Consider the following 24,378-nt stretch of genomic DNA (forward strand, 5'->3'; position numbering starts at 1 on the left):
CAGGCACTTCGATCCCGACTGGCGTCCTCTGCAGACGGTCGCACCCCGGGTTCGTGCTGGCGACTTATCCAGCCTGATCTATCAGAGCGACAGTCATCGAAGGGCGCATTCCAGGATCAACTTAAGCTACGTGGCATTGGGTTAGAACCCTCTTTACCACTCACGACCCCATCGAAAACCGCACACCTAACCATCAATCGGACATTCTGTCGCCAGAAAGTGTCCCTTGTGGACACTCAGGGAACGACTGGCGCCCGCAGGCCGGTCCTGAACCACGCCACGAAGGCCACCTCTAAACCTTGAAGCCAGCGAAGGAGTCCTTCGCCGCAGACGGCTCGGTCATGCCACATTTGACTTACCCCTCAATAACCCTCTTTGCCACTCACGACCAACCCGACCACTGTGAAGGCCACACCAGCCTCCCGGGATGTCGCGAAAGACGTCGCGATCAGGGGGTGTCCTGCACGCCGAAGTGACGGAGCAGGTCCGCGAGCTGTTCGTACGGTGGCCGACGGCCGCCGTCCAGCGTGCACCAGGCGGCGGACCCGAACATCGTGACTCGCGAGGCCGGGGCCCGCTCGGCGTGGACCACGCCGCGAGCCGCGACTATCTCTTGTCCGACAAGGAGTCCGTAGGGCAGGGCCGGCCGGGTCGGGCGGGCCGAACGAGACCCGCCCTGCCTGCCGGGATGCACCGCGGCCAGCATCAGCCGCGCGCTGCCGGAGACCTGCTCGGCCAGCGCCGTGAGGTCTTCCGGCCGCAGCGTCCCGGAACCGCTGAGCCTGGTTTCCTCGATCGTCCCTTCGTCCGTGGGCGACACCCGCAGCTGCCCCGTCACTTCACCGCCGACCACGACCAGCTGGGTGCGGCCGGGGGCGCGGTTCCGGCAGTACGCGGTGATCTCGTCGGCCGACCACGGCGAGGTGGCGGGTTCGGCGTCCCCCCAGCCCACGGGCGCGCCACCGGTGAACGCCCGCAGCACGGCTTCGGCGGCGGAGCCGAGCCGGAGCGGCCCGGAGACCGGGTGCACCGTGGTGATCCGCACCTCGACGTCGCCGGTGCCGATCTTCGGCTCCACCGGGGTGGCGGCCCGCCCGCCCGGATCGCGGACGAAGCGCGTTCCGGTCCAGGTCATCGGAACGCCGCGGATCCCGTCCCGGTAGCGGTCGGCGTCTTCCTGCACGATCCACTCGGCCGCGGCGTCCCGCAGCAGCAGCTCCATCGGGTAGGTGAGCCTGCTGTCCTCGGGTGCGAGCAGCTGGAGAACCCGCTTGCTCCGCAGCGCGGAACGCGCCGCGTCGATCATCCACGAGGAAGCGGGCACGATACGGCGGGACTGTTCGACGACCAGTGCCTCCGAGGTCGCCCAGTCCGCGGCGGGATGCCCGGTCACCTGCTCGACCACGACAACCCCCCGGTCCCGCCCACCAGCGCCTCGGTGAACGCCCTGGCGACGGCTTCCGCCTCCGGGTCCTCGTCGGGAGCACGGCTCTCCACCCACCACACCGGATGCGGGACCTCGATCTCGACGCCGAGCAACCGCCGCGCCTCGCCGGGGACGCGCACGAGGCGGGCGTCCTCGATGCTCACCAGCAGCCGACCGTCGGGATGGCGGAGCTGGACCACCGGCCCACCCTCCACTGTGGACGCGGTCAGCCCGCCGCTCAGCGGCAGGACCGACTCGAGGGCGGTCGCCGGATCAGGCCGGTCCGCGCACAGGCCGATGATGTCGAAGGTCACCTGCCGATCAGACACCGGACGCGTGCGCCGTGCGCGCCGCTGGCCGGAAGCTGCCGAACCGGATCAGTGCGGCGCCATCCGGTACCCCGACCCTCGTACGGTGTGGATCAACGGCGGATCCTTGAGCTTCCGCCGCAGCCGGGCGATCACCACGTCCAGCACGTTCGACGCCGGGTCCGCCATCTCGTCCCACGCGTACCGGATGAGTTCCCGGCGCGAGACCGGCCGCCCGGACGCGGCCATCAGCCGCTCCATGACGAGATACTCCTTGCGGGTCACGGTGAGCAGCACGCCCGCCCGGGAGATCTGGTGCCTGCCGGTGTCGAGTTCGACGTCGGCGCACCGCAGGATCACCGCCTGCCCGGACATGTCGCGGCGGCACAGGCTGCGCACCCGCGCGATCAGCTCCGGCATGGCGAACGGCTTCACGAGGTAGTCGCCCCCGCCGACGCGCAGGCCGTCGATGCGGTCGGCCACGCTGTCGCGCGCGGTGAGGAACAACACGGGCAACTGCCAGCCGGCACCCCGCCTGCCGCGCACGTAGGCCAGCGCGTCCCCCGATGGCAGCATCCGGTCGAACACCGCGCAGTCGTAGGCGTTCACCGTCAGCGCCTCGTCCGCGCCGGGCAGGTCGGCGGCGGTGTCCACCGCGAACCCGTCGCCGCGCAGGGCGAATTCCAGCGCCACCCGCAAGTTCTCGTCGTCCTCGGTCACCAGCACCCGCACACTGGCACCCTAGTGCCTGTCGGTGAACCCGTGTCCGCGATCGACCTTCGACAGGGCATCATCGTGTGGTCGCGACCTCCACGTCGGCCACGTGCAACGCGCGCAGTTCCTCGACGGTCGGCATCCGGCCCAGCAGCCGTAACCGCTGCGCCTGCGCCTTGCGCGCCCCTTCGAACAGCCTGCGCGCGTCCCGCGCGTTGCCGAAGTTGACGTCGCCGGAGACGAGCCGGAAGTGCTCGGTCAGCACCGGCGCGGCGCCGGGATCGAGTTCGTAGTCACCCGCCGACACCATGCGCCCGAAGATGGAGAGCAGTTCGCCGGGACTGTAGTCCTCGAACTCGATGGTCTTGCCGAAGCGGGACGCGAGACCGGGGTTGGCGGCGAGGAAGTCGACCATCTCGCCGGTGTACCCGGCCACGATCACCGCCACCTCGTCGCGATGTTCCTCCATCAGCGGGACCAGGGTGTCGATCGCCTCCTGGCCGAAGTCGCCACCGGAACCGGCGAGCCGCGACAGCGTGTACGCCTCGTCGATGAAAAGGACGCCGCCCTTGGCCTTCTCGAACACGGTGGCGGTCTTCTCCGCGGTGTGCCCGATGTACTGCCCGACCAGATCCCGGCGCGAGACCTCGCAGAACTGGCCCCGCGGCAGGATTCCCAGCGCCTTCAGCAGTTTGCCGTAGATCCGGGCGACCGTGGTCTTCCCGGTACCCGGCGCGCCCGCGAAGACCAGGTGATGGGCGGCCGCGCCGATCGGCAGCCCGGCCCGGCGGCGCCATTCGTTGACCTGCAATTCGTCGACGAGCGCGCGGACCTCCTCCTTCACCTCCGGCAGGCCGATCATCGCGTCGAGCTCGGCGAGCATGTCGTCGAGCTCGAGGTCGCCGGAAATACCGCGACCCGCCGGATCCGCCGCCGTGACCGTCGCCGTCGCGCTCTCCGCGATCGCGATCCCCGGTTCGGCGGTGTTCTCGACCCGGCAGGCGGTGACGGAACCTCCGCAACCGGGGCCGAACGCGATCCCGGACCCGCCCACCTCGTTGACCGTGCACCGCTTCAGCACGGGAGCGCTGTGATGCGCCACGGCGATGCCTTCGTGACCGGCGTTCGAAATCGCGCAGCCTTCGATGACGGGCCGGGCGTACTGGTAGACGTAGAACCCACGCAATCCGCAGCCGGTCACGGTGCAGTTGCGTACTACCGGATCGGCGCCGGACCCGATGGTGATCCCGTCACCGGTCACGCCTTCGACGGTCGTGTCCTCGATCCTGCCCGGCGCGCCGTCGACGGTGATCCCTTGCTCCGCCGCCGAAATCACGCAGCCGGTCACGGTGAAGGCCACCGTCCCGCGGAGCATGACCGCGGGACCGCGCCCGCCGGAGACGGTGCAGCGGTCCATGACCAGCTCGGTGTCGTCGGCCACGACCGCGGACGACGTGTCGGCCAGCACCTCGATCCCCCGCAGGACAAGCGCTCCACCGGTGGAGCGGAAGACCGGACGGTCCGCGCCCCTGCCGTCGATGACCACGCTGGCCCCCTTCGCGGCGGCCAGGGTCACCCGGCGACCGCTCACTTCGACGGTCTCCGCGTATTCACCGCCCTCGATGGTGATGACAGCACCGTCGGACGCCTCGAGCAGAGCTTCGCCGATGGTCGGGAAGGCACCGGGCCGTCGCGCGACGAGCATGGCGCGGCCCGGGGTCGAGATGGTCATCAACCCGCCTTCGCCATCAGCCAGCCGCGGTCGACCGCCTTGGCCCCCGCCTGGAAGCGGCTGCGGGCGCCGAGCCGGTTCATGATGTCGGCGACCATCCGCCGCACCGTGCGCACCGAGACGCCGAGCCGCGCGGCGGCGGATTCGTCGGTCGTGCCGGAGAACAGCAGCGTCAGCAGTTCCTGCTCGCGGCCGGTCAGAATCGAGGCGTTTTCCGACTCCGGGTCCTCCAGCGGGACGAGCGGCGCGGCGGCCTGCCAGATCCGCTCGAACAGCCCGACCGTCGCGGTGACCACGCCGGGCAGCCGGAACACCGCGGAACCGGCCTGCCTGCCCTCCGCGGGAAGGACGACCAGCGTCCGGTCGATCACCAGCGCGTCCATCGGGACCTCGGCGTCGGTCCGTACCTCGGCCCCGGCCCGCGACAGCCGGTTGAGCGCGCCGGACATCCGCGCGGAGTCGGGGAAGAGCACCTTGTGACGTACGCCGGGGCGCACGTTCGCGAGCGCGATCCGCTGGAACGCGGTGTCCGTTCCCGTGCTCATCACGAGCACCTCGCCGGTCGCGTCCGCGAGCAGCTCGCCGAGCCCCGCCCGGTCGCCGCCCTGGCCCGTTCCCGTGACCAGGCTGAGCTGGCCGGTCTGCACGGTCATCGCAGGTACCTCCCTCTTCCCCCGGCGCGGTGCCGCCGACGACGTCCTGTTCATGCCAGTTGCTCCCCGTCCGGGCCGCCGGGGACACCCGACGCGTTAGCGTTCAGGGGCATCACGGCCGGCACGGTGGGCCGGGGCAACTGCACGCGTCTACTTTCGCCGTCCGAACATGAGGTTTTGATGACACGGGTGATGGTCGTCGAAGACGACGAAAATCTGCGGCTCGCGCTGGTGACGCAGCTCCGCTCGGCCGGTTTCGTCGTCGACGAGGCCGCCGACATCGCGACCACGGACCGGCTGCTGCGCGGTACGCACCACGACTGCGTGGTGTTCGACCGGATGCTGCCGGACGGCGACGCCATCGAATACGTCCACATGCGACGGCAGCTGGGCTGGCGGGCGCCGGTGCTGTTCCTCACCGCCCGCGACGCGCTCGCCGACCGGGTCGCCGGTTTCGAGCACGGCGGTGACGACTACCTCGTGAAGCCGTTCGTGATGGCCGAGCTGACCGAGCGGGTGGCCAATCTGTGTCACCGCTCCGCGTTCGACCGGCCCTCGGTGCTGCAGCACGAAGACCTGGTGATGGACTGCGCGCGGCGTGAGGTGCGCCGGGCAGGCGTGCTGCTCACCTTGACCAACAAGGAGTACGCGGTGCTCGAATACCTGCTGACCAGGGCGGGGCTGCCGGTCAAGCGGGCGGATCTGATCGAGCACTGCTGGGACGAGCAGGCCGATCCGATGTCCAATGTGGTCGATGTGGTGGTGAAGCGGTTGCGCCGCAAGCTGAAGGAACCCGAACTGATCCACGCCGTCCGCGGCCTCGGCTACCGGCTGGGCGCCCGGTGAACACCCACTCCTCGGCCGATCGCCTGCGACGGCTCCGCTGGACACTGACGGCGTTGTTCACCGCGATGAACACCCTCGGGCTGGTCGTCTTCGCGTGGCTGCTCGTCAACGAGGACGGTGACCAGGGCGAGGAACGGATCGACGCCGCGCTGAACCAGGTCACGTCGTCGGTCAGCAGGCTGGTCGAATTCGACGGCACCGTCGGCTTCGGTCTGGTCAACACCGACGTGCTGAACGACCGCTGCCCGCAGTTCGCGGTCCTGCCCGGCGGTGCGCCCGCGTTCCAGCCACATCTTTCGCGGGCGACCTGCGTCCCGATGAGCATGCAGCTGTTGACCGGGCTCGCCACCGAAGCGGTGAAGACCGGCAAGCTGGTGCAGGGCCACCAAAAGGCGACCAACGGCGACGTGGTCAAGGTCCGCGTCGAACCGCTGCGCGACGGTGACGGCAAGACGTTCGCGGCCGTCGTCGCGGTGCAGTCCACCGAGGCCGAAGACGCCGCGCACACCCGGTTCACGCTGCTGGTGATCGGTGGCACCGTGCTGCTGGTCGCGATACTGGGGTTCGCGGGCCACCTGCTGTCCGGCCGTTCGATCCGGCCCGCGGCCGCGGCCTTGCAGCAGCAGGAGGTCCTGCTCGCCGAAACCGCGCACGACCTCCGCACCCCGGTCGCCGCCCTGCGCGCGCTCGCCGAAACCGCGATGGCCAACCCCTCGCAGTCGGCGGAACTGCTGCCGCGGACGGTCCGCCTCGCCGCGAGAATGGGCGGCATCATCGACGACCTGCTCGTCCGCGCCCGGCTCGCCGCGGGGGTGGAACAGCTGAGCATCCAGCCGATCTGGCTCGACCAGCTGGTGGTGGGCATCGTCGAAGACAGCGCGACCGACGGCGCCGAGGTCACCGTCACCGCCGCGCCCACGAAGGTCGACGCCGATCCCGCGCTGCTGCAACGGGCCATCGGCAACCTTCTCGACAACGCCGTGCGCTACGGCCGCCAACCGGGAGCGAAGGCTTTCGTGCACCTGACCGTCGCCGGCGGCACCGTGACGGTCGCGGACCACGGCCCGGGTATCGACACCACGATGGCGGGCGACGCCTTCGACCGGTTCGCCAGCACCGGCGGATCTTCCGGTCTCGGGCTCTCCATCGTGCGATGGGTCGCGCAGGCGCACGGCGGCACGCTCGCGGTGTACAACGCCGACGAGGGCGGCGCGATCTTCGAACTGCGGTTCCCGGTCAGCACTTCCTGACCCCGGAATAGCCGAAGGGAGCTTTCCCCGCATCCGCTGCGGGGAAAGCTCCCTTTGTCGTGTCGGACGCGGGCAAAGGCCCCTTCAGCCGCCCAGGGTCTGGCGCCGAGCGGCCGAAGGGTCGAGACTCGGGCCTTCGGGCAGCCGCGCGACCAGGCCGGCGGGAAGCCGCACCGGACGCGCCAACGGGTAGCCGAGCATCTTCAGCACGTCGGGTGAAGCCAGCGGATAGCGGCGCCCCATGTCGGTCACGACGGTCAGCGTCCCGGCCGGGGCCTGTGCCGACGGCATCGCCTCGACGACGATCGCGCTGCCCGGGGGCACGTGGACGCGGTCCGCGAGCGGTGTCCCGGACGCGGTCCGGCGGGCGGTGGTGGACATCGGATCCGCGGGCGGCAGCGTGGGATCGACGGCCAGCGAAGGGGCTGCCGCGCCGTCGCCGAAGGTGGCGCACACGGTGGCGTCCTGGTCGCGCAGCCGCGCGATGGCGGGCCGGGTGGCGGGCGCCGCGCCCGCTTCGGCCTGGATCGGGTCCAGTTGCCGGGACATCGTCGCCAGCGAAGGCGGCAGCGGCACGGTCTTCGGTTCGGCACCGGGATAAGCGGCCATCATCTGGGCGCTCGCGCGCTGGACGTCGTACTGCAGCTCGGTGATCGGCCGTAGGGCGTCCCTCTCGGCGAGGTAGTGCTGCTGCCCGCCACCGGAGGTCTGCACCATCAGCAGCATCCCGTTGCGGATGTCGGCCCGGCCCGGGACCGCGGTGGACACCTCGCCCGCCGCCGCCACCGGGAGCGGGCCGATCGGGGCGCCTTCCGGGAGCACGTCGAGCCACGCCCTGCCGACCCGCGCCCACGGCTCGGCGGTGAGCGCGAGGCCGGTTCCGACGGCGTTGTAGTCGTCGATCTTGTGCCGGTGTCCGCGCCACACCAGGAACCGGTCGCCGGTCGACGTCGATTCCACCAGCAGGGCCCCCTCGCCCAGTTCCGCGCCGCCGGACGGCGACGCGCCCGCCAGCAGGACCGACTCCTCGATCCGGCTGCCCGCGAGATCGCTGGCGGGGGCCGAGCACAGCGACCACGAACCGGTCAGGAGCTTTTCCGTGCCGGGCAAGGCGTCCGGCGCGTCGGCGATGCCGATCCGCGGCCCGCGTGGGACTCCGGCGAGCGAATCGCGCGAAACCCGTTCCGTGGCGCGGTGATCGCCGAGCAGCAGCAACGCCGACGTGTAGTTCGCGACGGGGTGCAGCCTGCCGTCCAGGAAGACGTACCGGGTTCCGGTCTCCTTCTCCAGGATGACCGCCGGTTCCTTGCGCCAGGCGTTGTTCCCGCCGGGCACGATCATCCCGTACACGCCGACGCACGCCAGCGCCACGATCGCCAGCGCGACACTGGCGAAGGCGGCACCGGACGGACGCCGGAACGGCGGCTGCTCCGGATCGGTCTCCCTGGTCACGAGCGCGGAAATCGCGCGCTGCACCAGGAATTGGTACGCCTGCAGCTGATCTCGTTTGGACGCCATGGTTTCAGCCCCCCAGTCCGCGCACGTAGCCGTACAGGCCGAGTACCGAGCACGCCACCGGGACGACGGCGATCATCACCAGGATCTCGAAGTACTCGGCGAGCCGTCCGAGATAAGGGTTGGCGGCGCGGGTGCTCAGCACGACGCCGGAGGCGATCACGCCCGCGGCCACCGCCAGTGACAACGGGCCGGCCAGGACGAGCAGCAGCGAGCGGTCGGTCATCAGCGGACCCGCCAGCAGGCATCCGGCGCCGAAGATCCCGGTCACCAGCACCGGCAACCGTTGCCGCAGGATCGGATACAACCTCGCCCGCACCAGGAAACCGGCCGCGAGCAGGGCCACGAGGACGACCGCGGCCTCGCTGTCACTGCGGATCAGCGACAGCTGGCAGTACATGACGACGATCGCGGCGCCGCCCAGCATCCCGGTGAGCAGCGCGTCCGCTCTGGCCACGGCGGCGTGCACGAGGGCGAGCGGCGGCTGGGGATCGTCGCGGACGAGGTCCGCGGTCGAGCGCGGCAGCACCGGCATCGGCACCCGGCCGAGCCGCAGCGCCAAGGGCGCGAACGTGGTCGAAAGCGCGAGTACCCCGCCGCCGATCACGGCGGCCGACCGGTAGCCCGCCAGGTCGTCGAAGGTGGCCAGCCAGCCGCCGAGCACGCCGAGCACCCCGATGGTGGCCGCCCCGGCGAACAGCTCCGGCGCGGCGGTCACCCCGAGATGCCCGACGACGGCCGCGAGCAGCAGCGCCGCGCTCGCCAGCAGCAGGTGACCGGCGGACAGCGCGCCGATCGGGTCGTCGCCCGCCAGCAACAGCCCGCCGCCGGTGAAGGCGAACGGAAGCGCGACAGCGGCCAGGACCGCTCCGGCACCGGCGTCGCGCAGGGCCCGCGCGAGCAGGACGCCCGCGGCGAGCAGCAGCGCGGAAACCGCCAGTGCCCAGAACGCCGGGGACGTCCACGGCGGACCGGCGCGCAGCACGGCGACCAGGCCGAACATCGTCGCCACCGCACCGGCCGCCAGCCCGGCCTGCCGCGTGTGCCGCGGTCCCCAGGCCTTGCCGGTGCGGCCGGAACCGGTGGCGATCGCGTCCACGAGGTCGTCGTACTCGGGCTCCGGCCATTCGGCGCGGCGCGGCGTCAGATGGAGGATCTCCCCGTCCCGGACCCGGTGCGCGCCCAGCGTCCGGTCCGGATCGAAGGCCGTGCCGTCGGCGCGGCGCAACTGCCAGCCGCCGCCGGCGACCCCGTCGTCGGCCATCCCTTCACCCGCCCGCGCGAGCAGGCCGGGGAGGATTTCGGCGACGGACGCGTGTTCCGGCAGCGCCATGTCGATGCGCCGGTGCGGAGTGGTGATGGTGACCCTGACCAGGCCGGCAGTCTGCATGGGAAAAGGGTGGGCCGGTAACCGGGCCGCCGGGCCGCCGCGGCAGGAACCTGCCGCCGGGAAAGGGCGACGGATCCGGCCTTCTTGCGCGACAATGGGGTCATGAGCATCGAGACAGGCGTCGGCGGACCGAGGCTACTCGCCCAGGGCCCCATCGCCACCGTCTACGCGGGCCGGGATCCCGTGACGGGCAACGATTTCGCGGTCAAGATGTTCCCCGGTTCCTTCGACCGCGAGACCTCGGCGTGGCTCGAGCGCGAACGGAAGGCGCTCGCCGCCGTGCGGTCGACGCGGTCGGTCCTGCAGATCGACGACGTCCAGTCCTACCCCGACGGCCGGTCCGGTATCCGCCGTGAGGTGTGCCCGGGTTCACTCGCCGGACTGCTGGAATCCGGTGCCCGCCTGGGGGTTTCCGATGTCCTCGCGCTCGGCGCCTCGATCGCTTCGGCGCTCGCGGCGGCGCACGGGGCGGACGTCCTGCACGGCGGGGTGACCCCGCACAACGTGCTGTACCGCGCGTCCGGCGAATTCGTGCTCGCCGATTTCGGCGTGGCCCTGCGGCGGCGATTCCCGCGCGATCCGATGTACGCGGTCGAGTACACCGCGCCGGAAACCCTGCGCGACGACACGCTTTCCCCCGCGTCCGACCTTTATGGACTCGGCGCGGTGCTCTACGCCGCGCTGACCGGCGCGCCGCCTTTCCCCCAGCACACCGGGCAGCAGCCCGGCGAGCGGATCCTCCAGGTACTGAGGGAACCGGTGGCGCCGATCCAGGACGCCGGTGTCCCGAGGGAACTCTCCGGCACGATCCTCCGGTTGCTGGCCAAGGAACCGGCCGACCGGCCGCAGGACGTCGCCTCACTGGCCCGGCTGTTCACGAAACTGCGCCTGCCCGGCGGAGAGGTCGTCACCGGCGATTCCCTTGACGCGCAAAGCGAAGAAGAGGACGTCGACGTCGAGTTCGACGACTTCGCCGAAGTCCACCGGTCCGCCGCCCCGGTCCGCGCGGCACCCCCCGCGGTCCCGGCGCCGGTCCAGGTGGTGCAGGCGCCGCCCGCGGGCGGCCGCACGCTGATCCGCGAATTCAGCGGACCGCTCAAGACCGAACGCGGGATTCCGTGGCGCCCCGTCGCGCTGGCGGGTGCCGGCGTGCTCGTCGCCGGGATCGCCGTGCTGCCCCTGGCCCTCGGCCCGGCGGAGGTCGGCGGGCAGGCGGTCCCGGTGGCCGCCGCGATCCCGCCGCCGTCACCCACTTCGGCTCCGGCTCCCGACGTCAAGCTGGCCCTCGCCCCGCCTCAGGATCAGAGCGATCACGTGCGGCTGACCTGGACCGCGGAAGGCGAACTGGACTTCGTCGTGATCATGGCGGGCGAGCGGCTCGAGACGAAACAGCTCGTCGCCCACCGCCAGCGTGGCCTGGACGTCCCGGTCGACCCGGCGCGGCGGTACTGCTTCCAGCTCAGGGCGACCGACGGCCGTCACGTCTACACCACGGAACCGATCCCGATCCGCGGCGCCCGCTGCAACTCCTGAACCGGCCGCGGAGTCCGTGAAGGACTCCTTGAGGGACCCAGGGTCCCTCAAAGTTCCCCTCACTCGCCCAGAACAGCACCTTCAGCCTCAGCAACCTCACGAGCCCCGGCGACGGCGCGTGAAGGACTCCTTCACTCGGCTCAGCCGAAGAAACGCGACCTTCACACCTTCCCCAAGTACTTGAAGTCCCCCTTCCTGTACTTAGGCGCAAGGAAGGGGGCCTTCACGTACTTCCGGCGACAAGGGTGCCGGTACCGAGTGGGTCGGGTGGGTCGTGGGGGGGGGGGGGGGGGGGGGGGGGGAAAAAAACCCCCCCCCCCCCCCCACGACCAACTGGACCCACCACGCCGCTCAAGACCGGCGCGCAGCCTTGATCGGCACCAGGGTCCGCGGCTCGAGTGCCGCCAGCACCCGAGCCGCGAACGGTCTGGTGGCCAGGCCCCGGCGGACCTCGCCGACCTCCTGCCACGCCCGCCGGACGGCGCCATCGCCCACCGGGACACCGGACCACAGCGTCACGTCCAGCACCTTGGCCAGCCTGGCGACAGGCTCGCGGATCCCCTCCCCGGCGAGCGCGCCCGCCGACTCCGCGAGATCCCGCGGGGTCATCCCGATCCGGAACGGCACGCCGTGCGCGCGCAACCGGTCGCGGATCTCGTCCCAGGCGCCGAGCACCCCTTCCGCACCCGAACGGCGACGCCGCCGCCGCGCACGAACGACCTTCGCCATCGGCACCCCGAAGAGCCACAAGAGTCCGAAAAGGACGATCAGGGCGGCGGCCGCCAGCCACCACCAGCCCGCCCCCACGTCGGCGCTCTGGTCCTCGGCGGCGTCCGGCGGCGTACCCGGCGGAAGCTGCGGCGGCCGGAGTTCCTGTTCGGCGGGCAACTGGGCCCTCGCCCGCGCGACGGCCTTGCCGGGACCACCCTGATCCCGTCCCGCCTTGCCCGCCGTCGCGGTCGGGTCGAGGGCCACCCAGCCCGCCCCGGCGACCGCGACTTCGGGCCACGCCAGGACATCGCGGTTGCGGACGACGTTCATCCCGCCGTCGGTCTCGGCCGAACCGCGGAATCCGACGACCAGCCGCGCCGGGATGCCGCTCATCCGCGCCAGTACCACGTACGCCGTGGCGAACTGCTCGCTCGTGCCCCGTTTGCTCTCCAGCAGGAAGTGCCGCAACTGCGGCCAGCCGTGCCCGGTCGGCAAATCCTCCTTGCCCACCGCGACCTGGTAGTTCGTGCTGAGGAAGCGTTCCAGCTGCAACGCGGTCTGGAACGTCGGGCGCAGACCGCGCACGGCATCCCTGGCCACCTGCTCGAGTTCGGGGGGCACCGCGCCGAGTCCGCCGAGCCCGCCCGGCGCCCGCGCGTCGACCTCCCCGGAGCCCAGGTCGACGTCGGGTGAGGACCAGTTGAGCCGATAGTTCCGTTCTGGGCCGGTGGACGGCGAATCCATCATCAAGGTGCCTGCGGATTCGTCCACCAGCGGCGTCAGACCGTCCACACCGGTGAGATCCGGATGGCTCGGCAGCCACGGTCCGGCGAGCCCGCGCACCCGCAGTTCGGCGGAACCACCCGCACCGTCGCGAGCGCCGTCGAGTCCCGCGCCGAGCCGCCGGAGCCGGGAATCGGCCAGCCAGTTCGAGCCGTCGAAACCGTTCAGCACGATCAAGCGCCATTGATCGACGGGGGTGTCTCCGCGGTAGCGGAACACCTCCTCGTCCGGCCGGGTGAGCCGCTGGGCGATGTCGTCCAGCGGGTTGCCGAGCCTGCTCTTCGGCGGCGGCGCGGCCTGGGTGTCCTTGAGCGTCAGCGGATCGCGCCCGACCGGATCGAGCCCGGCGAGCACGACGGCGCCCGCGACGAGAGCGACCACAGTGGACAGTGCCGGCCAGACCGCCGATCCCGTCACGCGCCACGAGAACCGCGGCCCGCCGGGGGCCCGGACCACTTGCCGGCGGCCCGACCACAGCAGGAGCCCGGCGGGCAGCGCATACCCCAGCGCCGCCGCCACCGCGCCGATGCCCGTCAACGCCTGGTACGCCTGCGCGAGTCCGGCGACGGCCAGGCTCGGCACGAGCGACACGAGCGGTTTCTTCAGGCGCAGCACCAATTCCAGCCCGAGCACGACGGCGATCAGCACCGACAGCGGAACGAACAGCAGTTGTTCGGGAACCGGCCGCGCGGGCCAGGTGGACTGCAGGGTGAGCTGCCAGCCTTCGGTGAGGCCGCGCGCCACCCCCTGCACCGACGCCGCGGTGGGAAGGTAGGCGAGCGTGGTCGAGGTCAGCACCGTCTCGATCAGCCCGAGCAGGCCGAGCAGCGCCAAGAGCAACGGCCGGTAGGGAACCAGCCTGGGGAACTTCGCCGTCAGCTCCGCGCAGCCGTAGCCGACGAGGACGACCACGAGCACTGGAACGAGCAACGCCTCCCAGCCGAACACCGGCGCGAACAGCAGCCCCGCGACCCCCGTCGCGCCGAGCAGCCCGGCGACCGCGATCCGGTCGAACCCTGCGCTCATGCCTTGCCCGCCAAGGAATTCCACTGGGCAGCGGCACCGGCGGCGTCGACGGCGATGATCAGGCCGCCTGCGCCCGCCGAAGGCCTGAGGTCACCGAGCCGGACCACGGTGTCGGGCAGCCAGCGAGCGGCGTGGCCGAGGTCGGCGTCCGGACCGGTGATCACGACCAGCACCCCTCCCGGGCGCTGACCGGCGGCCAGGACTGACGGCAGCAGGGGCGCGTCGTCCGCCGCGTCCTGCGTGACGAGCGCGAGTTCGTCCAGCAAGGTCCTCGCCGCGCGCACGCCGCTGTCGGTCAGGGTGTCCGTGCCCGTGGCGGTGATCAGGCGGCAGTGCTGTCCCGCCGACGCCGACGCGTAACACAGCGAGGCCGCCACCTCGACGGCCTCCTCGAAGACGGCGGGGCTCATCGACGAGCGCCGCGTGTCGAGCACGGCGGTGAACCGCGGCTGGGCCGGATCGGCGTACTCGCGCACCATGAGCCGCCCTGTCCGGGCGGTCGCTTTCCAATGCAGATGCCGGACCTCGTCGCCGATCACGTACTCCCGCACCGCGCGCAGATCCGCCGAACCGCGCAGCGGCGGATCGGTGATCGGGCCTTCGTGGTGGTGCCGCGGATGGCCCGCCTGCGCGGCGCGCACCGCGTGCCGCCGCGGATGCACCCACAGCCAGGCGGTCCCGCCGACGGTCTGTTCGCCGCGGGCGAGGTCGAACAGATCCGGCCGGTGCACCACGAGCGGCCCGACCCGCAGTTTCCCGCGTACCGTCGTCGGGAGTTCGTAGTGGTACGTGGCTTCCGCGCCGGGGGCGAGCGGGCGGACGCGCAGGCGATGCGTTTCGGTCCCGATCCCGTCCCCCGCGGCGAAACCGCCGTGCCTGCGCGAAGCGGTGTTGCGCACGACGAGCGAGGCCAGCGCGGGCTTCCCGCGTTCGACCCGGTCCGGCCGGACCGTCCGGCCGATCTCCACCTTCGGCCGGAACCTGGTGGTGGCCAAGGCGATCAGCACCGCGGCCGCCGCGATACCGGCGAACGCGCGGAAGAACGTGTACCCCCCGAACTCGCCGAGCGCGTAGAACCCGGCGGCGAAGACGAGCACGATGACGCCGCGGCGAGTGAGCCGCACGCCTACCTCCCCATCGCGGCCATGGGAGCGGCCGTCGCGCCCAGGAGTTCGTCGACGATGTCGGCGGTCCGCCGCTGGTTGAGTTCCGCGTCGGGCGTCAGCACCAGACGGTGGTCCAGCACCGGATGCGCGACGTCCTTGACGTCGTCCGGCGTGACGAAGTCGCGGCCGAAGGTGGCGGCGAGCCCTTGTGCCGCGCGGATCAGCGCGATGCTGCCCCGGGGGCTCGCGCCGTAGCGGACGTCCGGATGCGTCCGGCTCGCCGCTGCGAGGCGGACGGCGTAGTTGACGATCTCCGGTGCCAGATGGGACTTCCGGACCTCGTCGATCACCTGCTGGACGTCGGCGATGCCCAGCACCGGCTTCAGTTCGTCCGGGGTCACCCCCGCGCAGTCCCCCATCACCACCCGCATCTCGGATTCCAGATCCGGGTAGCCGACGGAAATGCGCATGAGGAACCGGTCCAGCTGCGCCTCGGGCAGCCGGTAGGTGCCCTCCAGCTCGATCGGGTTCTGCGTGGCCACCACGAGGAACGGCCGCGGCACCGCCTGGCCGACCGAATCGACGGTCACCCGGCGCTCGGCCATCACCTCCAGCAGCGCGGCCTGCGTCTTCGGCGTCCCCCGGTTGATCTCGTCCGCCAGCACCACGTTGGCGAAGATCCCGCCGGGGTGGAACTGGAAGCGCTCGGTGTTCTGGTGGTAGACCATCACGCCGGTGATGTCGCCGGGCAGCAGGTCGGGGGTGAACTGGATCCGGCTCCACCGGCCGCCGATGCTGGCGGCGAGGCAGCGCGCGATCGTCGTCTTCCCGACGCCGGGCACGTCCTCCATCAGCAGGTGCCCTTCGGCGAACAGCGCCGCCACGGTGAGCCGGACGACCTCCGGCTTGCCGCGCACCACCGATTGCACGTTCTCGGCGATCTGCTCGTAGGCGACCCTGGGTGTGAGCGTCACAGAACTTCCTTGTCCTTTCGTCGGCCGGTCACGACGGCACACCCCGCCAGGTGTCCGTGGCGGTACCCGCCGAGGTCTTGATGGATGCGTCGATCGTGATGGCGCCGATCCAGGAGACCTCCGAGATGACCAGGGTCGTCGCCCCGGAACAGGCCACCGGTTTGGTCTTGCCGAAGAACTCCGCCTGGCAGGTCGCGGGAGCGCCCTTCCCGTCGGCGATCACGGAAACGAACAGCTGGCTGCCCTCGCCCCGCACCTGGGTGATGGTGATCGTCGGCGGCCCCGAAGCCACCGGCACGGTGACCTTCCGGCTGCCCGCGGCCCCGGTGAGCGCGGCCCCCGAACCGAATTTCGTCACCGCGCGGACCGTGATGGTGATGGCGCCCTTGACCCCGGTGAACTCCGTGGACCTGGCCGAAAGCTTGCGCTCGCCCTGGCCCGTCGCGCTCACCAGGTAGTGCACCAGCGTGCCGCCGCGGAGGTCGGGCTGGGTCCAGCTCACCGAGACCTTCCCGTCGGCACCGGCGTTCGCGGTGACGACCGGGGCCGTGGCGGGCCGCGACGCCGGTCCCGGGACGACGGCCTTGGCACTGGCCCCCGCCCCGACGCCCGCCGAATTCTCCGCGACCACGGTGATCACGTACGGGGTTCCGTTCTTCAGCCCGGAAACGGTGGCCCCCCGTGCCGACCCGCCGACCCGGGTGGAACCGCCGGACCAGGTCAGCCGGTAGCCGGTGACCCGCGCGCCGTTGTCGGCGGCCGGGCTCCACGAGACCTTGATCGAGCCGTCCCCCGAGGTCGCGCCCACGTTCCTCGGCGCGCCGGGCGGGGTCGCCTTCGCCACCGGCGGAACCGGCTTCTGGGTGTTCGGCGGCGCCTGCTGTTGCTGCGGCGGTTGCTGTTGCTGCGGCGGGGGTTCGTTACCGGACGGCGGTTCCGGCGTGGCCGACGGCGCTCCCGCGGTCTGGCTGCTGGCTGCCTTGTCGACATCGACGTCGAGCACCGTGCCGTCCTCGCCGTTGACGACCAGGACGTGCGAGCCGTCGGAGCTGTCGACGTAGATCCGGTTGTCCTCGCCCTTGGCCAGCCTCGCCGCCGCGGCCTGGCCTGGCACCTTCACCGTGGACTTGAGCTTGCCCGCCATGTCGTAGGTCAGGACTTCCCCGCGGGTTTCGTCGACCATGGCGAAGACGTTCGACGAGGAGACCGGGCCGTTGAACCGGCTGCCCTTGGTCAGCTCGACCGAAATCGGCTTCGCGGACGGGCGGTCCTGGTCGAGGCCGCTGATGTCGATGAGGTGGAGCTGGTTGCGCTCCGGGTCGGCGATGGCCAGCCGGTCGCCGACGGCGCTGGTGGCCACCTGGGCCGACGGCGAGAGCTTGATGCCGAGGGGAAGGGCTTCACCGAGCCCGTCGAGGCCGACCCGGTGGAGGCTGTCGCCGGTGGTGTCGAGCACGACCGGCCGGTCACCGACCAGCGTGAGCCCGCCGCCGTGCGACGGCGGGAGATGCGCGGTGCAGGTCAGGACGGCGGCGCCCTTGGGCAGCTCGCAGATCGAGCCGTTGTCGACGCGGTGCACCCACACCGTGCCCTCGACGGTCGCGACCGGCCGGGACAGTGGCCCCCCTGCGGGCACTGTCGCGGTCGGATCGCCGAGGCGCACGACCTGACCGGCGTTGCGGTAGACCAGGTACGGACCGCCCATGACCTCCATCACGAACGGGGTCTCCGGCGCGGGCGGCGGCTTGGACTCGTCCACGCTCAAGGTCGCCTTGTCGAACTCCGTGATGCGGTTCCGCTCGACGACGTAGCCCGAGTCGTCCCCCTGCACGACCTGGCTGCCACTTTCGGCGCCGGGCACGTTCGCGCGCGCGTCCACGCGGTTCGTCGAGCCGTCGACGTGGAACGCCGACTGGGCGGCGTCGTTGTAGACCCAGTGGCCGACCTGGACGAATTCCAGCGCCGCCGGCGTGGACGCCTGTCCGCTCACGGCCAGGCCGACCAGCGCCAGGCAGCCCGCGACCACCAGCGCCACGGCCATCCGGGTCCTGGCCACCACGCTGAACCGCTTCGTGCTCCGCTCGTCGGTGTTCACGCGATCAAGCTAGAGAGCGACCATGAAATTTCGATGAAACAGCCTGTCCCGGCCGTGTCATCGAAACCTCATGTTCGCCGGGGACGCTGAGGCGCACACGGCTTGAGGAGGCAGGACGATGACCGATCTCGGCGCGGCCAGGACGGGCGAGCGGTACCAGGCTCCGCCCCCGCCGCTTCCCCGGGCGGCGCCGGCCGTACCGCGGGTGGAGGCCCTGCCCGGCCAGCTCACCTACGCGGCGCCGGACGCCAGGACCGCCGCACGTGAGGCCGCGCTGGCCGCGTTGAGCGCCGCTCGCCAGGCGGAGCAACGACCGCGGTGGTCCGCGGCGGCGCCCGTTCCCGCTCCGGTGCCCGGGCCGCCGCGGCCGAATCCGGTGGCACCCGCTTCGGGACGCCGTCCCCGCCGGATCGGTGTCCTGCAGATCGTCTGCTGGCAGCTCGTCGTCGTCGCGCTCGTCCTGGTGGCGGGACGGCCATGGCCGCTGGCGGCCGCCGTGGTCACCGCGTCCGTGGTGACCGTCGCGCTGACCGCCGTCCGGGTTCGCGGGCGCTGGCTCTACGAATGGCTCGGTTCGGCGTCGGGATACCTGACCCGCGACCGCGACCGGGATCTCCGGAACGCGGGCGAGGCGGGCCGGGCGCTGCTGAGCCTGCTGTCCCCGGAAGCGGCGGGGACCACCGGTGAGATCGGTGGCGAGACGGTGTTCATGGTCAGCCGCGCCGACGGGATCACCGCTGTGCTGCAACCGAAATCAGCCGCACGAGAACGGCCGATGCCGTCACCGCTGACGTTGCTGCCACCGTCGCGGGAACAGGCTCTGGACGTCGCCGCGCAGGTCATCCAGCACGTCGGCGCGGACCGCTCACGGCCGCCGCGTGGCTGGGTCGCGCTGCAGGCGTTGCGCACTGTCGACGTCCATCACGACGCCGACGTGCGACAGGCGCTCGGGAACACGGTCCGGCGGGTGCGGCGGCAACTCCGCCGCGACGGCCTGCCCGTGCGGTCGCTCGCCGAAAACGAGGTGCTCGGCGCGCTCGCGTCGCTGGCGCATGTCACCGCGGGCCGGGCACGTATCCGGGAGGAATGGCGGTTCTGGCACAGCGGCCCGATCTGCCAGGCGACCTTCCGCCTCGAAGGCTGGGACGCGCTGTCACCGGCGCTCGCGGCGGACCTTTCGCGCCGCCTGCTCGCCGCCGCGCCCCGGGCCGCGGTGACGCTCGCCGTGACCGCGCGCCGAGGAGCCGAGACCGAACCCCGGGTGAGCGCGGCGATCAGGGTCGCCGCCGCGGGGGCTCAAGCGGTCGAGCACGCGGTGCGGGACCTGGAACTCGCCGTCCGCCGGGGCGGGCTCACCCTGGACCGGCTCGACGGCAGGCACGCCAAGGGAGTGGCCGCCACGCTGCCGATCGGGGTCAGTTGAGCACGACGATCGCGACGTTGAGCGCCGTCGCGTACGACGTCCAGGCGAGGTACGGCAGCAACAACACGGCCGAAACCCGGGAAGACCGGCGGAAGTACAGCGCGGTGACGACGATGGCGACGTCGAGCAGCACGATGTCGGCCAGGGCGAGACCGTACGCACCGGCCGCGAAGAACAGCGGGGTCCAAGCGGCGTTCAGGACCAGTTGCACCGCGTACCAGACCAGCGCGCGGCGCTCGCCGCCGGATTTCCAGTACAGCCAGCCCGCCACCGCGATCCCGATGTACAGGACCGTCCACACCGGACCGAACAGCCAGGCGGGCGGTGCGAACGGCGGCAGTTCGAGTCCACTGTAGACGGACCGGGCGTTGCTCGCGGCCAGCCCGCCCACGAGCGCCACCACCGCGACGGCGGCCAGGAACGGAAGGAACGCCAGCGGCGCGCGGAGTCGTCCCGGGGTCGTGGTCATCTGTCGAGCGTAAGGCCGCGAGCAGGCTCTCGCGCGCTCAAAAACCTGTCGCGCTCGCCCGTAAGATCGCTTACGCCATGAACGACGAAACCTTCCTTGCCACCGTGGCCGACGGCCTGGCCGCGCTGCCGTCCGTGCACGCCGTCACCCTCGGCGGGTCACGCGCCCAGAACACACACGACCCCGGCAGCGACTGGGATTTCGCCGTCTACTACCGCGGCGGCTTCGATCCGGCGTACCTGCGCGCCGTCGGCTGGGACGGCGAAGTGTCCGAGATCGGCGACTGGGGCGGCGGCGTGTTCAACGGCGGCGCCTGGCTCACGATCGACGGCAGGCAGGTCGACGTCCACTACCGCGACCTCGACGCCGTCGAACACCACCTCGCCGAAGCACGGGAGGGCCGGTTCCACTGGGAGCCGTTGATGTTCCACCTCGCGGGCATCCCGAGCTACCTGGTCGTCGCCGAACTCTCCGTCAACCGGGTGCTGCGCGGCGACCTGCCGCGGCCGGAGTACCCGGAAGCGTTGCGGGAAACGGCTCCGCCGATGTGGCGGGGCCGCGCGGAACTGACACTGCGCTACGCCCGGGGCGCTTACGTCGCGCGCGGCGCGGCCACGGAGGTCGCGGGTGCGCTGGCCACCGCCGCCATGGAGACGGCGCACGCGGTGCTGGCGGCCCGCGGCGAGTGGGTCACCAACGAGAAACGGCTGCTGCGGCGGGCGGGGTTGCGCGAGATCGACGCGATCGTCGCCGGTCTGCGGCCGGATCCCGGCGTTCTCGCCAGGGCGCTGGACGAGGCGGACGCACTGTTTCTCGCCACTAAGTAGCCAAAATCGCCCGATAGGATGGTCGAATTTGGCGGTCCGCCGTCGCCGGGTTCTAGTAGTCGCCATGTCCACGACCGATGTCTCCGCCCTCGCGCGGACCACACTGGCGGCGCACCAGTCGCTGTACCTCGCCACCGCCGGCGAGTCCGGCCCCTGGGTGAACGGCGTGTTCTTCGCCGAGTCCGACCTGTTCACCCTCGTCCTCGTCCTCGAACGACGGGGTCGCACCCTGGCCGCGATCCGGAGCAACCCGGTGGCCTCGGTCATCGTCTCCACCGGCTCTCCCGCCGACCCGTTCCTCCAGGCGATGGTCCGCGCCGAGGTCCTGGACGGCGACCGGGCCCAGACCGCCCGCGACCTGCTCGTGGCGAAGGTCCCGTACGTCGCGCCGTTCCTGGACACGCCCATCGAGACCGTCCAGCTGACCGTGGACTCCTGGCGCGTCACCGACATCCCCAACGGAATGCTGCCGGGCAAGGACCTCGCGGCCGTCTGAGCGCTGTGGCACGCGTCACGGAATGAGCGGCGATCTCGAGCGCTACAGAGAGAGAAGACCCGTTCTTATCCAAGGGAGTGACATGTCCGCTACCGCCACGCCGGAAGAAACCGCTCTGGCCGTCCCCGCGCTCGACGACTTCGACTTCCCGCTCACCGACGGCGCCGCCTGCCGCATCGACGACCCGGACTGCGAAGCCTGCCAGTAAGCCGTTCGTGTGAGGGGGACGGGGACGTACGGCGTCCCTGTTCCCCTCAGGTTTCGATCCTGCCGCGCAGGTCCTGAAGGATCTTCGTGAGCAGCCGGGAAACGTGCATCTGGGAGATGCCGAGACGTTCGGCGATCTGCGACTGGGTCAGGCCATCGAAGAACCGCATCGTGACGATCGCGCGATCCCGGTCCGGCAGCCGCTTCAGCAACGGGACGACGGTGTGGCGGTCTTCGATGAGCTCGAAGCGGGAATCCAGCTCGCCCATCACGTCGGCGAGCGGCGCCGAGCCCTCGCCGTCGTTGACGGGCCGGTCCAGCGACGACGTCTGATAGCTGTTCGCGGCGAGCAGGCCTTCCCGGACGTTTTCGACGTCCACCTCCAGGTGACCGGCGAGTTCCGTGGGCGTCGGCGCGCGGCCGAGGAGCTGGGTCAGCTCCGTGGTCCCCCGGGCGAGCCGGGTGCGCAGTTCCTGCATCCCTCGCGGGACGTGTACCGCCCAGCCCGTGTCGCGGAAGAAGCGGCGCACCTCGCCCATGACCGTCGGCACCGCGTAAGCCAGGAAATCCCCGCCAAGACCGGGGTCGAACCGGTCCACGGCCTTCATCAGCCCGATCCGGGCCACCTGGACCAGGTCTTCCCTCGGCTGACCGCGTCCGCTGAACCGGACGGCGATGTGCTCGGCGACCGGCAGGAGTTCGAGGATCAGGCGTTCACGCAGCCGACGGCGCTCAGGGTGATCCGCGGGCAACGCGGCCATTTCGTCGAACAGAGGGCGGCAATGCGAGTAATCGTCACTCCGCCGCGCCTTGCCGCCGCGGCGATCACGCGAATCCGGTGACACCTCGTCGCGAGAGGCGGACCGGTCAAGGTTTTCCACGAGGGACGGCGCGTTCATCGAAGGCTCATCTGTCCCTTCCTGACCGGTGCGGCGTCTTCGTCAAGCCACGGATACCCGTCGGGCTGGGGCGGCAAACATCGACGCGCGGAGAAACCCCAGCCCTACTCGACGATCTTCAACGTCGGCAGCAGACCGGTGAGTTCGATGGCCCGGCGCACCACCTTGGAGGGCGCCAGCCCCAGGTCGGTCCCCGATTCGGCGCATTGGCGATTCAGCTGCACCAGCACGGACAGGCCCGAGGAATCGCAGAAGCCGACACCGGTCAGGTCGATCACCGCCACGCGGGGAGCGCCCACCAGCAACGCGCGGATCTCCGACAGGAGCCGGGGACTGGTCGAGATGTCGATATCGCCCGTCACCGCGATCGTGATGGCGCCGTCCGAGCGCGCCGCCTCGACCACGGTGAGAGGAGCGGACTGCCCGGTTTCGGTGTTGAACGCCATCCAACGACGGTAGAAGGACACGGATCGGCCTGCAACCGCCAAGGCCGCTCGCTACCCTCGGCGCCATGGCCTGCCGCATCACCGAACTCGTCCTCGACTGCGCCGATCCCGTCCGGATGGCGGCGTTCTGGTGCGAAGTCCTCGGATACGTGGAGCTCGGCGTCGAGGGTGAAGACATCGAGATCGGCCCGCCCGGAACCGGATTCGGCGGCCCGCAGCCCACCTTGATCCTGAGCCGCAGCGACGACCCGAAGCCCGGCAAGCTCCCCCTGCATCTCGACGTGAACCCCACCGACCGCGACCAGGACGCGGAACTGGAGCGGTTGCTCGCCGCCGGCGCGCGGCCCGCCGACGTCGGCCAGACCGGTGAGGAGTCGTGGCACGTGCTCGCCGACCCCGAAGGCAACGTGTTCTGCCTGCTCCACAAGCGCCTCGACCCCTGAGACACGCGCCTCGATTGGAGGCGGCCACCACGGGGTATTCGGTGAAGGACTAAAGAAACCTAGTGAACGGGCTTCGATGGCGGACGAACGACTGTGGCAGCGTGACAAGGCGGACTTCGGCTCCGGCACAAACGCGCCGGAGGGTCCTCTGTCGGAGCAGTTCGTCGAACTGACCCGTCTGCTGCTGATCGCTTCGACACCCGCGCAGGTCCTCCAGCAGGTCATCGACGCCGCGTACCGGGTGGTACCGGGCGCGGATCTGGTGTCGATCACCCTCCGTGCCCCGGACGGGACTTTCCACACCCCTGTTTCGACCCGGGAAGTGGCCTTGGAGCTCGACGAGGTGCAGTACCGCGCCGGAACCGGCCCCTGCGTCGATGCCGCCGCCGATGGGAGCCCCGGCCACATTCGCAGCGACGACTTGGCGAACGAGACCAGGTGGCCGGACTTCTCCCGGGCCACCGTCCAGCACGGCTTCACCTCGATCCTGTCGACCGTGCTGGTGCCCGACGCGAAGCCGCCGAGGCTGCCCGGGGCGCTGAACATCTACGGCCGCCGCCCCGCCGCCTTCGACACCGCCGCCCAGGACATCGCCCTGCTGCTGGCCACTCACGGCTCACTCGCCCTGGCCGCCACCACCGCCGTGAGCCGGGCGGAACTGGAGGCGAGCCACCTCCGGCGCGCCGTCGAATCCCGCGACGTCATCGGACAGGCGAAGGGGATCCTCATGCAAAGACGCGGCCTGACCGCCGACGAGGCCTTCGACCTGCTCCGCCGCACCTCCCAGGACCTCAACGTCAAACTCGCCGAGGTCGCCGCCACCCTGGCCAACCGGCACACGGAACTCGACACCCCCTGAGGACGCGGAGGGCCCGTTCACCGCGTGCCCGGCGGAGACCATCGGTCCGGTTGGTCGTGAGTGGCGTTTCGGGTTCTGATGGACCCGTATTCGCCTACCCACTGGATCCTGATGTCAGCTCGGTGAGGTTGTAGCGCTTGTTCTGGATGCCGATGTGGGCGAGCGGGGAAGATTTGGGACGTTGAGTGTCCCCGATCTTCCGTTGATCAAGCTTCGAGGCCGGAAGACCCCTCGACGATGAAGGATT

At 71.1% G+C, this 24,378-nt stretch carries 23 protein-coding genes; 9 read left to right on the forward strand and 14 right to left on the reverse strand.

Going from position 1 to position 24,378, the window contains the following annotated elements; all coding sequences use genetic code 11:
- Window positions 1–448 precede the first annotated feature (448 nt).
- The 5 genes from ACZ5IK_RS11135 to ACZ5IK_RS11155 form a co-directional block, all read right to left on the reverse strand.
- Window positions 449–1,405, reverse strand: coding sequence for a DUF6177 family protein (locus tag ACZ5IK_RS11135; protein WP_465487568.1), 957 nt, complete (start codon window positions 1,403–1,405; stop codon window positions 449–451).
- Window positions 1,390–1,740, reverse strand: a complete 351-nt coding sequence (locus ACZ5IK_RS11140; protein ID WP_465487569.1) for a hypothetical protein — start codon at window positions 1,738–1,740, stop codon at window positions 1,390–1,392. Before ACZ5IK_RS11140 ends, ACZ5IK_RS11135 begins: the two co-directional genes overlap by 16 nt.
- Before the next feature lie 63 nt (window positions 1,741–1,803).
- Complete coding sequence (locus ACZ5IK_RS11145; protein ID WP_101609863.1) at window positions 1,804–2,466, reverse strand: winged helix-turn-helix domain-containing protein; 663 nt, start codon at window positions 2,464–2,466, stop codon at window positions 1,804–1,806.
- A gap of 58 nt (window positions 2,467–2,524) precedes the next feature.
- The gene (locus ACZ5IK_RS11150) at window positions 2,525–4,180 is read right to left on the reverse strand and encodes a right-handed parallel beta-helix repeat-containing protein (protein WP_465487570.1); all 1,656 of its coding nucleotides are present in this window, start codon (window positions 4,178–4,180) and stop codon (window positions 2,525–2,527) included.
- Window positions 4,180–4,833 carry a helix-turn-helix transcriptional regulator gene (locus ACZ5IK_RS11155; protein ID WP_465487571.1) on the reverse strand — a complete coding sequence of 218 codons (654 nt, stop codon included), beginning with the start codon at window positions 4,831–4,833 and terminating at the stop codon, window positions 4,180–4,182. The genes ACZ5IK_RS11150 and ACZ5IK_RS11155 overlap by 1 nt, the downstream gene beginning before the upstream one ends.
- 180 nt (window positions 4,834–5,013) lie before the next feature.
- On the opposite strand from ACZ5IK_RS11155, the gene ACZ5IK_RS11160 reads away from it, so the two are divergent.
- The gene (locus tag ACZ5IK_RS11160) at window positions 5,014–5,679 is read left to right on the forward strand and encodes a response regulator transcription factor (RefSeq protein ID WP_465487572.1); all 666 of its coding nucleotides are present in this window, start codon (window positions 5,014–5,016) and stop codon (window positions 5,677–5,679) included.
- Window positions 5,676–6,929, forward strand: a complete 1,254-nt coding sequence (locus ACZ5IK_RS11165; RefSeq protein WP_465487573.1) for a sensor histidine kinase — start codon at window positions 5,676–5,678, stop codon at window positions 6,927–6,929. Before ACZ5IK_RS11160 ends, ACZ5IK_RS11165 begins: the two co-directional genes overlap by 4 nt.
- 84 nt (window positions 6,930–7,013) lie before the next feature.
- On the opposite strand, the gene eccB is transcribed toward ACZ5IK_RS11165, so the two are convergent.
- Window positions 7,014–8,447: a type VII secretion protein EccB gene (gene eccB, locus ACZ5IK_RS11170; protein ID WP_465487574.1), complete on the reverse strand. Its 1,434-nt coding sequence runs from the start codon at window positions 8,445–8,447 to the stop codon at window positions 7,014–7,016.
- A gap of 4 nt (window positions 8,448–8,451) precedes the next feature.
- Complete coding sequence (gene eccD / locus ACZ5IK_RS11175) at window positions 8,452–9,834, reverse strand: type VII secretion integral membrane protein EccD (RefSeq protein WP_465487575.1); 1,383 nt, start codon at window positions 9,832–9,834, stop codon at window positions 8,452–8,454.
- Between the two features lie 102 nt (window positions 9,835–9,936).
- On the opposite strand from eccD, the gene ACZ5IK_RS11180 reads away from it, so the two are divergent.
- Window positions 9,937–11,367 carry a serine/threonine protein kinase gene (locus tag ACZ5IK_RS11180; protein ID WP_465487576.1) on the forward strand — a complete coding sequence of 477 codons (1,431 nt, stop codon included), beginning with the start codon at window positions 9,937–9,939 and terminating at the stop codon, window positions 11,365–11,367.
- 351 nt (window positions 11,368–11,718) lie between these two features.
- On the opposite strand, the gene ACZ5IK_RS11185 is transcribed toward ACZ5IK_RS11180, so the two are convergent.
- The 4 genes from ACZ5IK_RS11185 to ACZ5IK_RS11200 are packed head-to-tail and all read right to left on the reverse strand — an operon-like array spanning window position 11,719 to window position 18,062.
- Window positions 11,719–13,887 (reverse strand): transglutaminase TgpA family protein, encoded by a 2,169-nt coding sequence (locus tag ACZ5IK_RS11185; RefSeq protein ID WP_465487577.1) that lies wholly within the window; start codon window positions 13,885–13,887, stop codon window positions 11,719–11,721.
- A complete protein-coding gene (locus ACZ5IK_RS11190; protein WP_465487578.1) occupies window positions 13,884–15,011 on the reverse strand; it encodes a DUF58 domain-containing protein in 1,128 nt (375 codons plus the stop codon). The genes ACZ5IK_RS11185 and ACZ5IK_RS11190 overlap by 4 nt, the downstream gene beginning before the upstream one ends.
- 2 nt (window positions 15,012–15,013) lie before the next feature.
- A complete protein-coding gene (locus ACZ5IK_RS11195; RefSeq protein ID WP_465487579.1) occupies window positions 15,014–15,967 on the reverse strand; it encodes an AAA family ATPase in 954 nt (317 codons plus the stop codon).
- A gap of 28 nt (window positions 15,968–15,995) precedes the next feature.
- Window positions 15,996–18,062 (reverse strand): fibronectin type III domain-containing protein, encoded by a 2,067-nt coding sequence (locus tag ACZ5IK_RS11200; protein WP_465487580.1) that lies wholly within the window; start codon window positions 18,060–18,062, stop codon window positions 15,996–15,998.
- A gap of 118 nt (window positions 18,063–18,180) precedes the next feature.
- On the opposite strand from ACZ5IK_RS11200, the gene ACZ5IK_RS11205 reads away from it, so the two are divergent.
- Window positions 18,181–19,485, forward strand: a complete 1,305-nt coding sequence (locus tag ACZ5IK_RS11205; protein ID WP_465487581.1) for a type VII secretion protein EccE — start codon at window positions 18,181–18,183, stop codon at window positions 19,483–19,485.
- On the opposite strand, the gene ACZ5IK_RS11210 is transcribed toward ACZ5IK_RS11205, so the two are convergent.
- Window positions 19,478–19,954 (reverse strand): TspO/MBR family protein, encoded by a 477-nt coding sequence (locus ACZ5IK_RS11210; RefSeq protein ID WP_465487582.1) that lies wholly within the window; start codon window positions 19,952–19,954, stop codon window positions 19,478–19,480. The two genes, ACZ5IK_RS11205 and ACZ5IK_RS11210, sit on opposite strands and share 8 nt — an antisense overlap.
- 77 nt (window positions 19,955–20,031) lie before the next feature.
- Here ACZ5IK_RS11210 and ACZ5IK_RS11215 point away from each other — a divergent pair, with 77 nt between their 5' ends.
- From ACZ5IK_RS11215 to ACZ5IK_RS11225, 3 genes are all read left to right on the forward strand, one after another.
- Window positions 20,032–20,781: a nucleotidyltransferase domain-containing protein gene (locus ACZ5IK_RS11215; protein ID WP_465487583.1), complete on the forward strand. Its 750-nt coding sequence runs from the start codon at window positions 20,032–20,034 to the stop codon at window positions 20,779–20,781.
- Window positions 20,782–20,845: 64 nt separating this feature from the next.
- A complete protein-coding gene (locus ACZ5IK_RS11220; protein WP_465487584.1) occupies window positions 20,846–21,277 on the forward strand; it encodes a pyridoxamine 5'-phosphate oxidase family protein in 432 nt (143 codons plus the stop codon).
- An 82-nt stretch (window positions 21,278–21,359) separates the two neighbouring features.
- Window positions 21,360–21,485 (forward strand): hypothetical protein, encoded by a 126-nt coding sequence (locus tag ACZ5IK_RS11225; protein ID WP_007031507.1) that lies wholly within the window; start codon window positions 21,360–21,362, stop codon window positions 21,483–21,485.
- Window positions 21,486–21,531: 46 nt separating this feature from the next.
- On the opposite strand, the gene ACZ5IK_RS11230 is transcribed toward ACZ5IK_RS11225, so the two are convergent.
- The gene (locus ACZ5IK_RS11230) at window positions 21,532–22,383 is read right to left on the reverse strand and encodes a SigB/SigF/SigG family RNA polymerase sigma factor (RefSeq protein ID WP_465487585.1); all 852 of its coding nucleotides are present in this window, start codon (window positions 22,381–22,383) and stop codon (window positions 21,532–21,534) included.
- A 104-nt stretch (window positions 22,384–22,487) separates the two neighbouring features.
- Entirely contained in the window at window positions 22,488–22,829 is a 342-nt protein-coding gene (locus ACZ5IK_RS11235) for an STAS domain-containing protein (protein ID WP_465487586.1), read from the reverse strand.
- A gap of 65 nt (window positions 22,830–22,894) precedes the next feature.
- Between ACZ5IK_RS11235 and ACZ5IK_RS11240 the strand changes: the two genes are divergently transcribed.
- Window positions 22,895–23,272, forward strand: coding sequence for a VOC family protein (locus ACZ5IK_RS11240; protein WP_465487587.1), 378 nt, complete (start codon window positions 22,895–22,897; stop codon window positions 23,270–23,272).
- Window positions 23,273–23,348: 76 nt separating this feature from the next.
- Window positions 23,349–24,131, forward strand: coding sequence for an ANTAR domain-containing protein (locus ACZ5IK_RS11245; protein ID WP_465487588.1), 783 nt, complete (start codon window positions 23,349–23,351; stop codon window positions 24,129–24,131).
- Window positions 24,132–24,378: the final 247 nt, after the last annotated feature.

It is taken from the genome of Amycolatopsis sp. NPDC031561 (assembly GCF_055580625.1).

Coding starts and splice junctions, on each gene's coding strand:
- ACZ5IK_RS11240 (WP_465487587.1), top strand. CDS start 22,895: ATGGCCTGCCGCATCACCGAACTCGTCCTCGACTGCGCCGATCCCGTC.
- ACZ5IK_RS11220 (WP_465487584.1), top strand. CDS start 20,846: ATGTCCACGACCGATGTCTCCGCCCTCGCGCGGACCACACTGGCGGCG.
- ACZ5IK_RS11180 (WP_465487576.1), top strand. CDS start 9,937: ATGAGCATCGAGACAGGCGTCGGCGGACCGAGGCTACTCGCCCAGGGC.
- ACZ5IK_RS11225 (WP_007031507.1), top strand. CDS start 21,360: ATGTCCGCTACCGCCACGCCGGAAGAAACCGCTCTGGCCGTCCCCGCG.
- ACZ5IK_RS11245 (WP_465487588.1), top strand. CDS start 23,349: ATGGCGGACGAACGACTGTGGCAGCGTGACAAGGCGGACTTCGGCTCC.
- ACZ5IK_RS11185 (WP_465487577.1), bottom strand. CDS start 13,887: ATGAGCGCAGGGTTCGACCGGATCGCGGTCGCCGGGCTGCTCGGCGCG.
- ACZ5IK_RS11205 (WP_465487581.1), top strand. CDS start 18,181: ATGACCGATCTCGGCGCGGCCAGGACGGGCGAGCGGTACCAGGCTCCG.
- ACZ5IK_RS11235 (WP_465487586.1), bottom strand. CDS start 22,829: ATGGCGTTCAACACCGAAACCGGGCAGTCCGCTCCTCTCACCGTGGTC.
- ACZ5IK_RS11210 (WP_465487582.1), bottom strand. CDS start 19,954: ATGACCACGACCCCGGGACGACTCCGCGCGCCGCTGGCGTTCCTTCCG.
- ACZ5IK_RS11150 (WP_465487570.1), bottom strand. CDS start 4,180: ATGACCATCTCGACCCCGGGCCGCGCCATGCTCGTCGCGCGACGGCCC.
- ACZ5IK_RS11155 (WP_465487571.1), bottom strand. CDS start 4,833: ATGACCGTGCAGACCGGCCAGCTCAGCCTGGTCACGGGAACGGGCCAG.
- eccB (WP_465487574.1), bottom strand. CDS start 8,447: ATGGCGTCCAAACGAGATCAGCTGCAGGCGTACCAATTCCTGGTGCAG.
- ACZ5IK_RS11215 (WP_465487583.1), top strand. CDS start 20,032: ATGAACGACGAAACCTTCCTTGCCACCGTGGCCGACGGCCTGGCCGCG.
- eccD (WP_465487575.1), bottom strand. CDS start 9,834: ATGCAGACTGCCGGCCTGGTCAGGGTCACCATCACCACTCCGCACCGG.
- ACZ5IK_RS11230 (WP_465487585.1), bottom strand. CDS start 22,383: ATGAACGCGCCGTCCCTCGTGGAAAACCTTGACCGGTCCGCCTCTCGC.
- ACZ5IK_RS11160 (WP_465487572.1), top strand. CDS start 5,014: ATGACACGGGTGATGGTCGTCGAAGACGACGAAAATCTGCGGCTCGCG.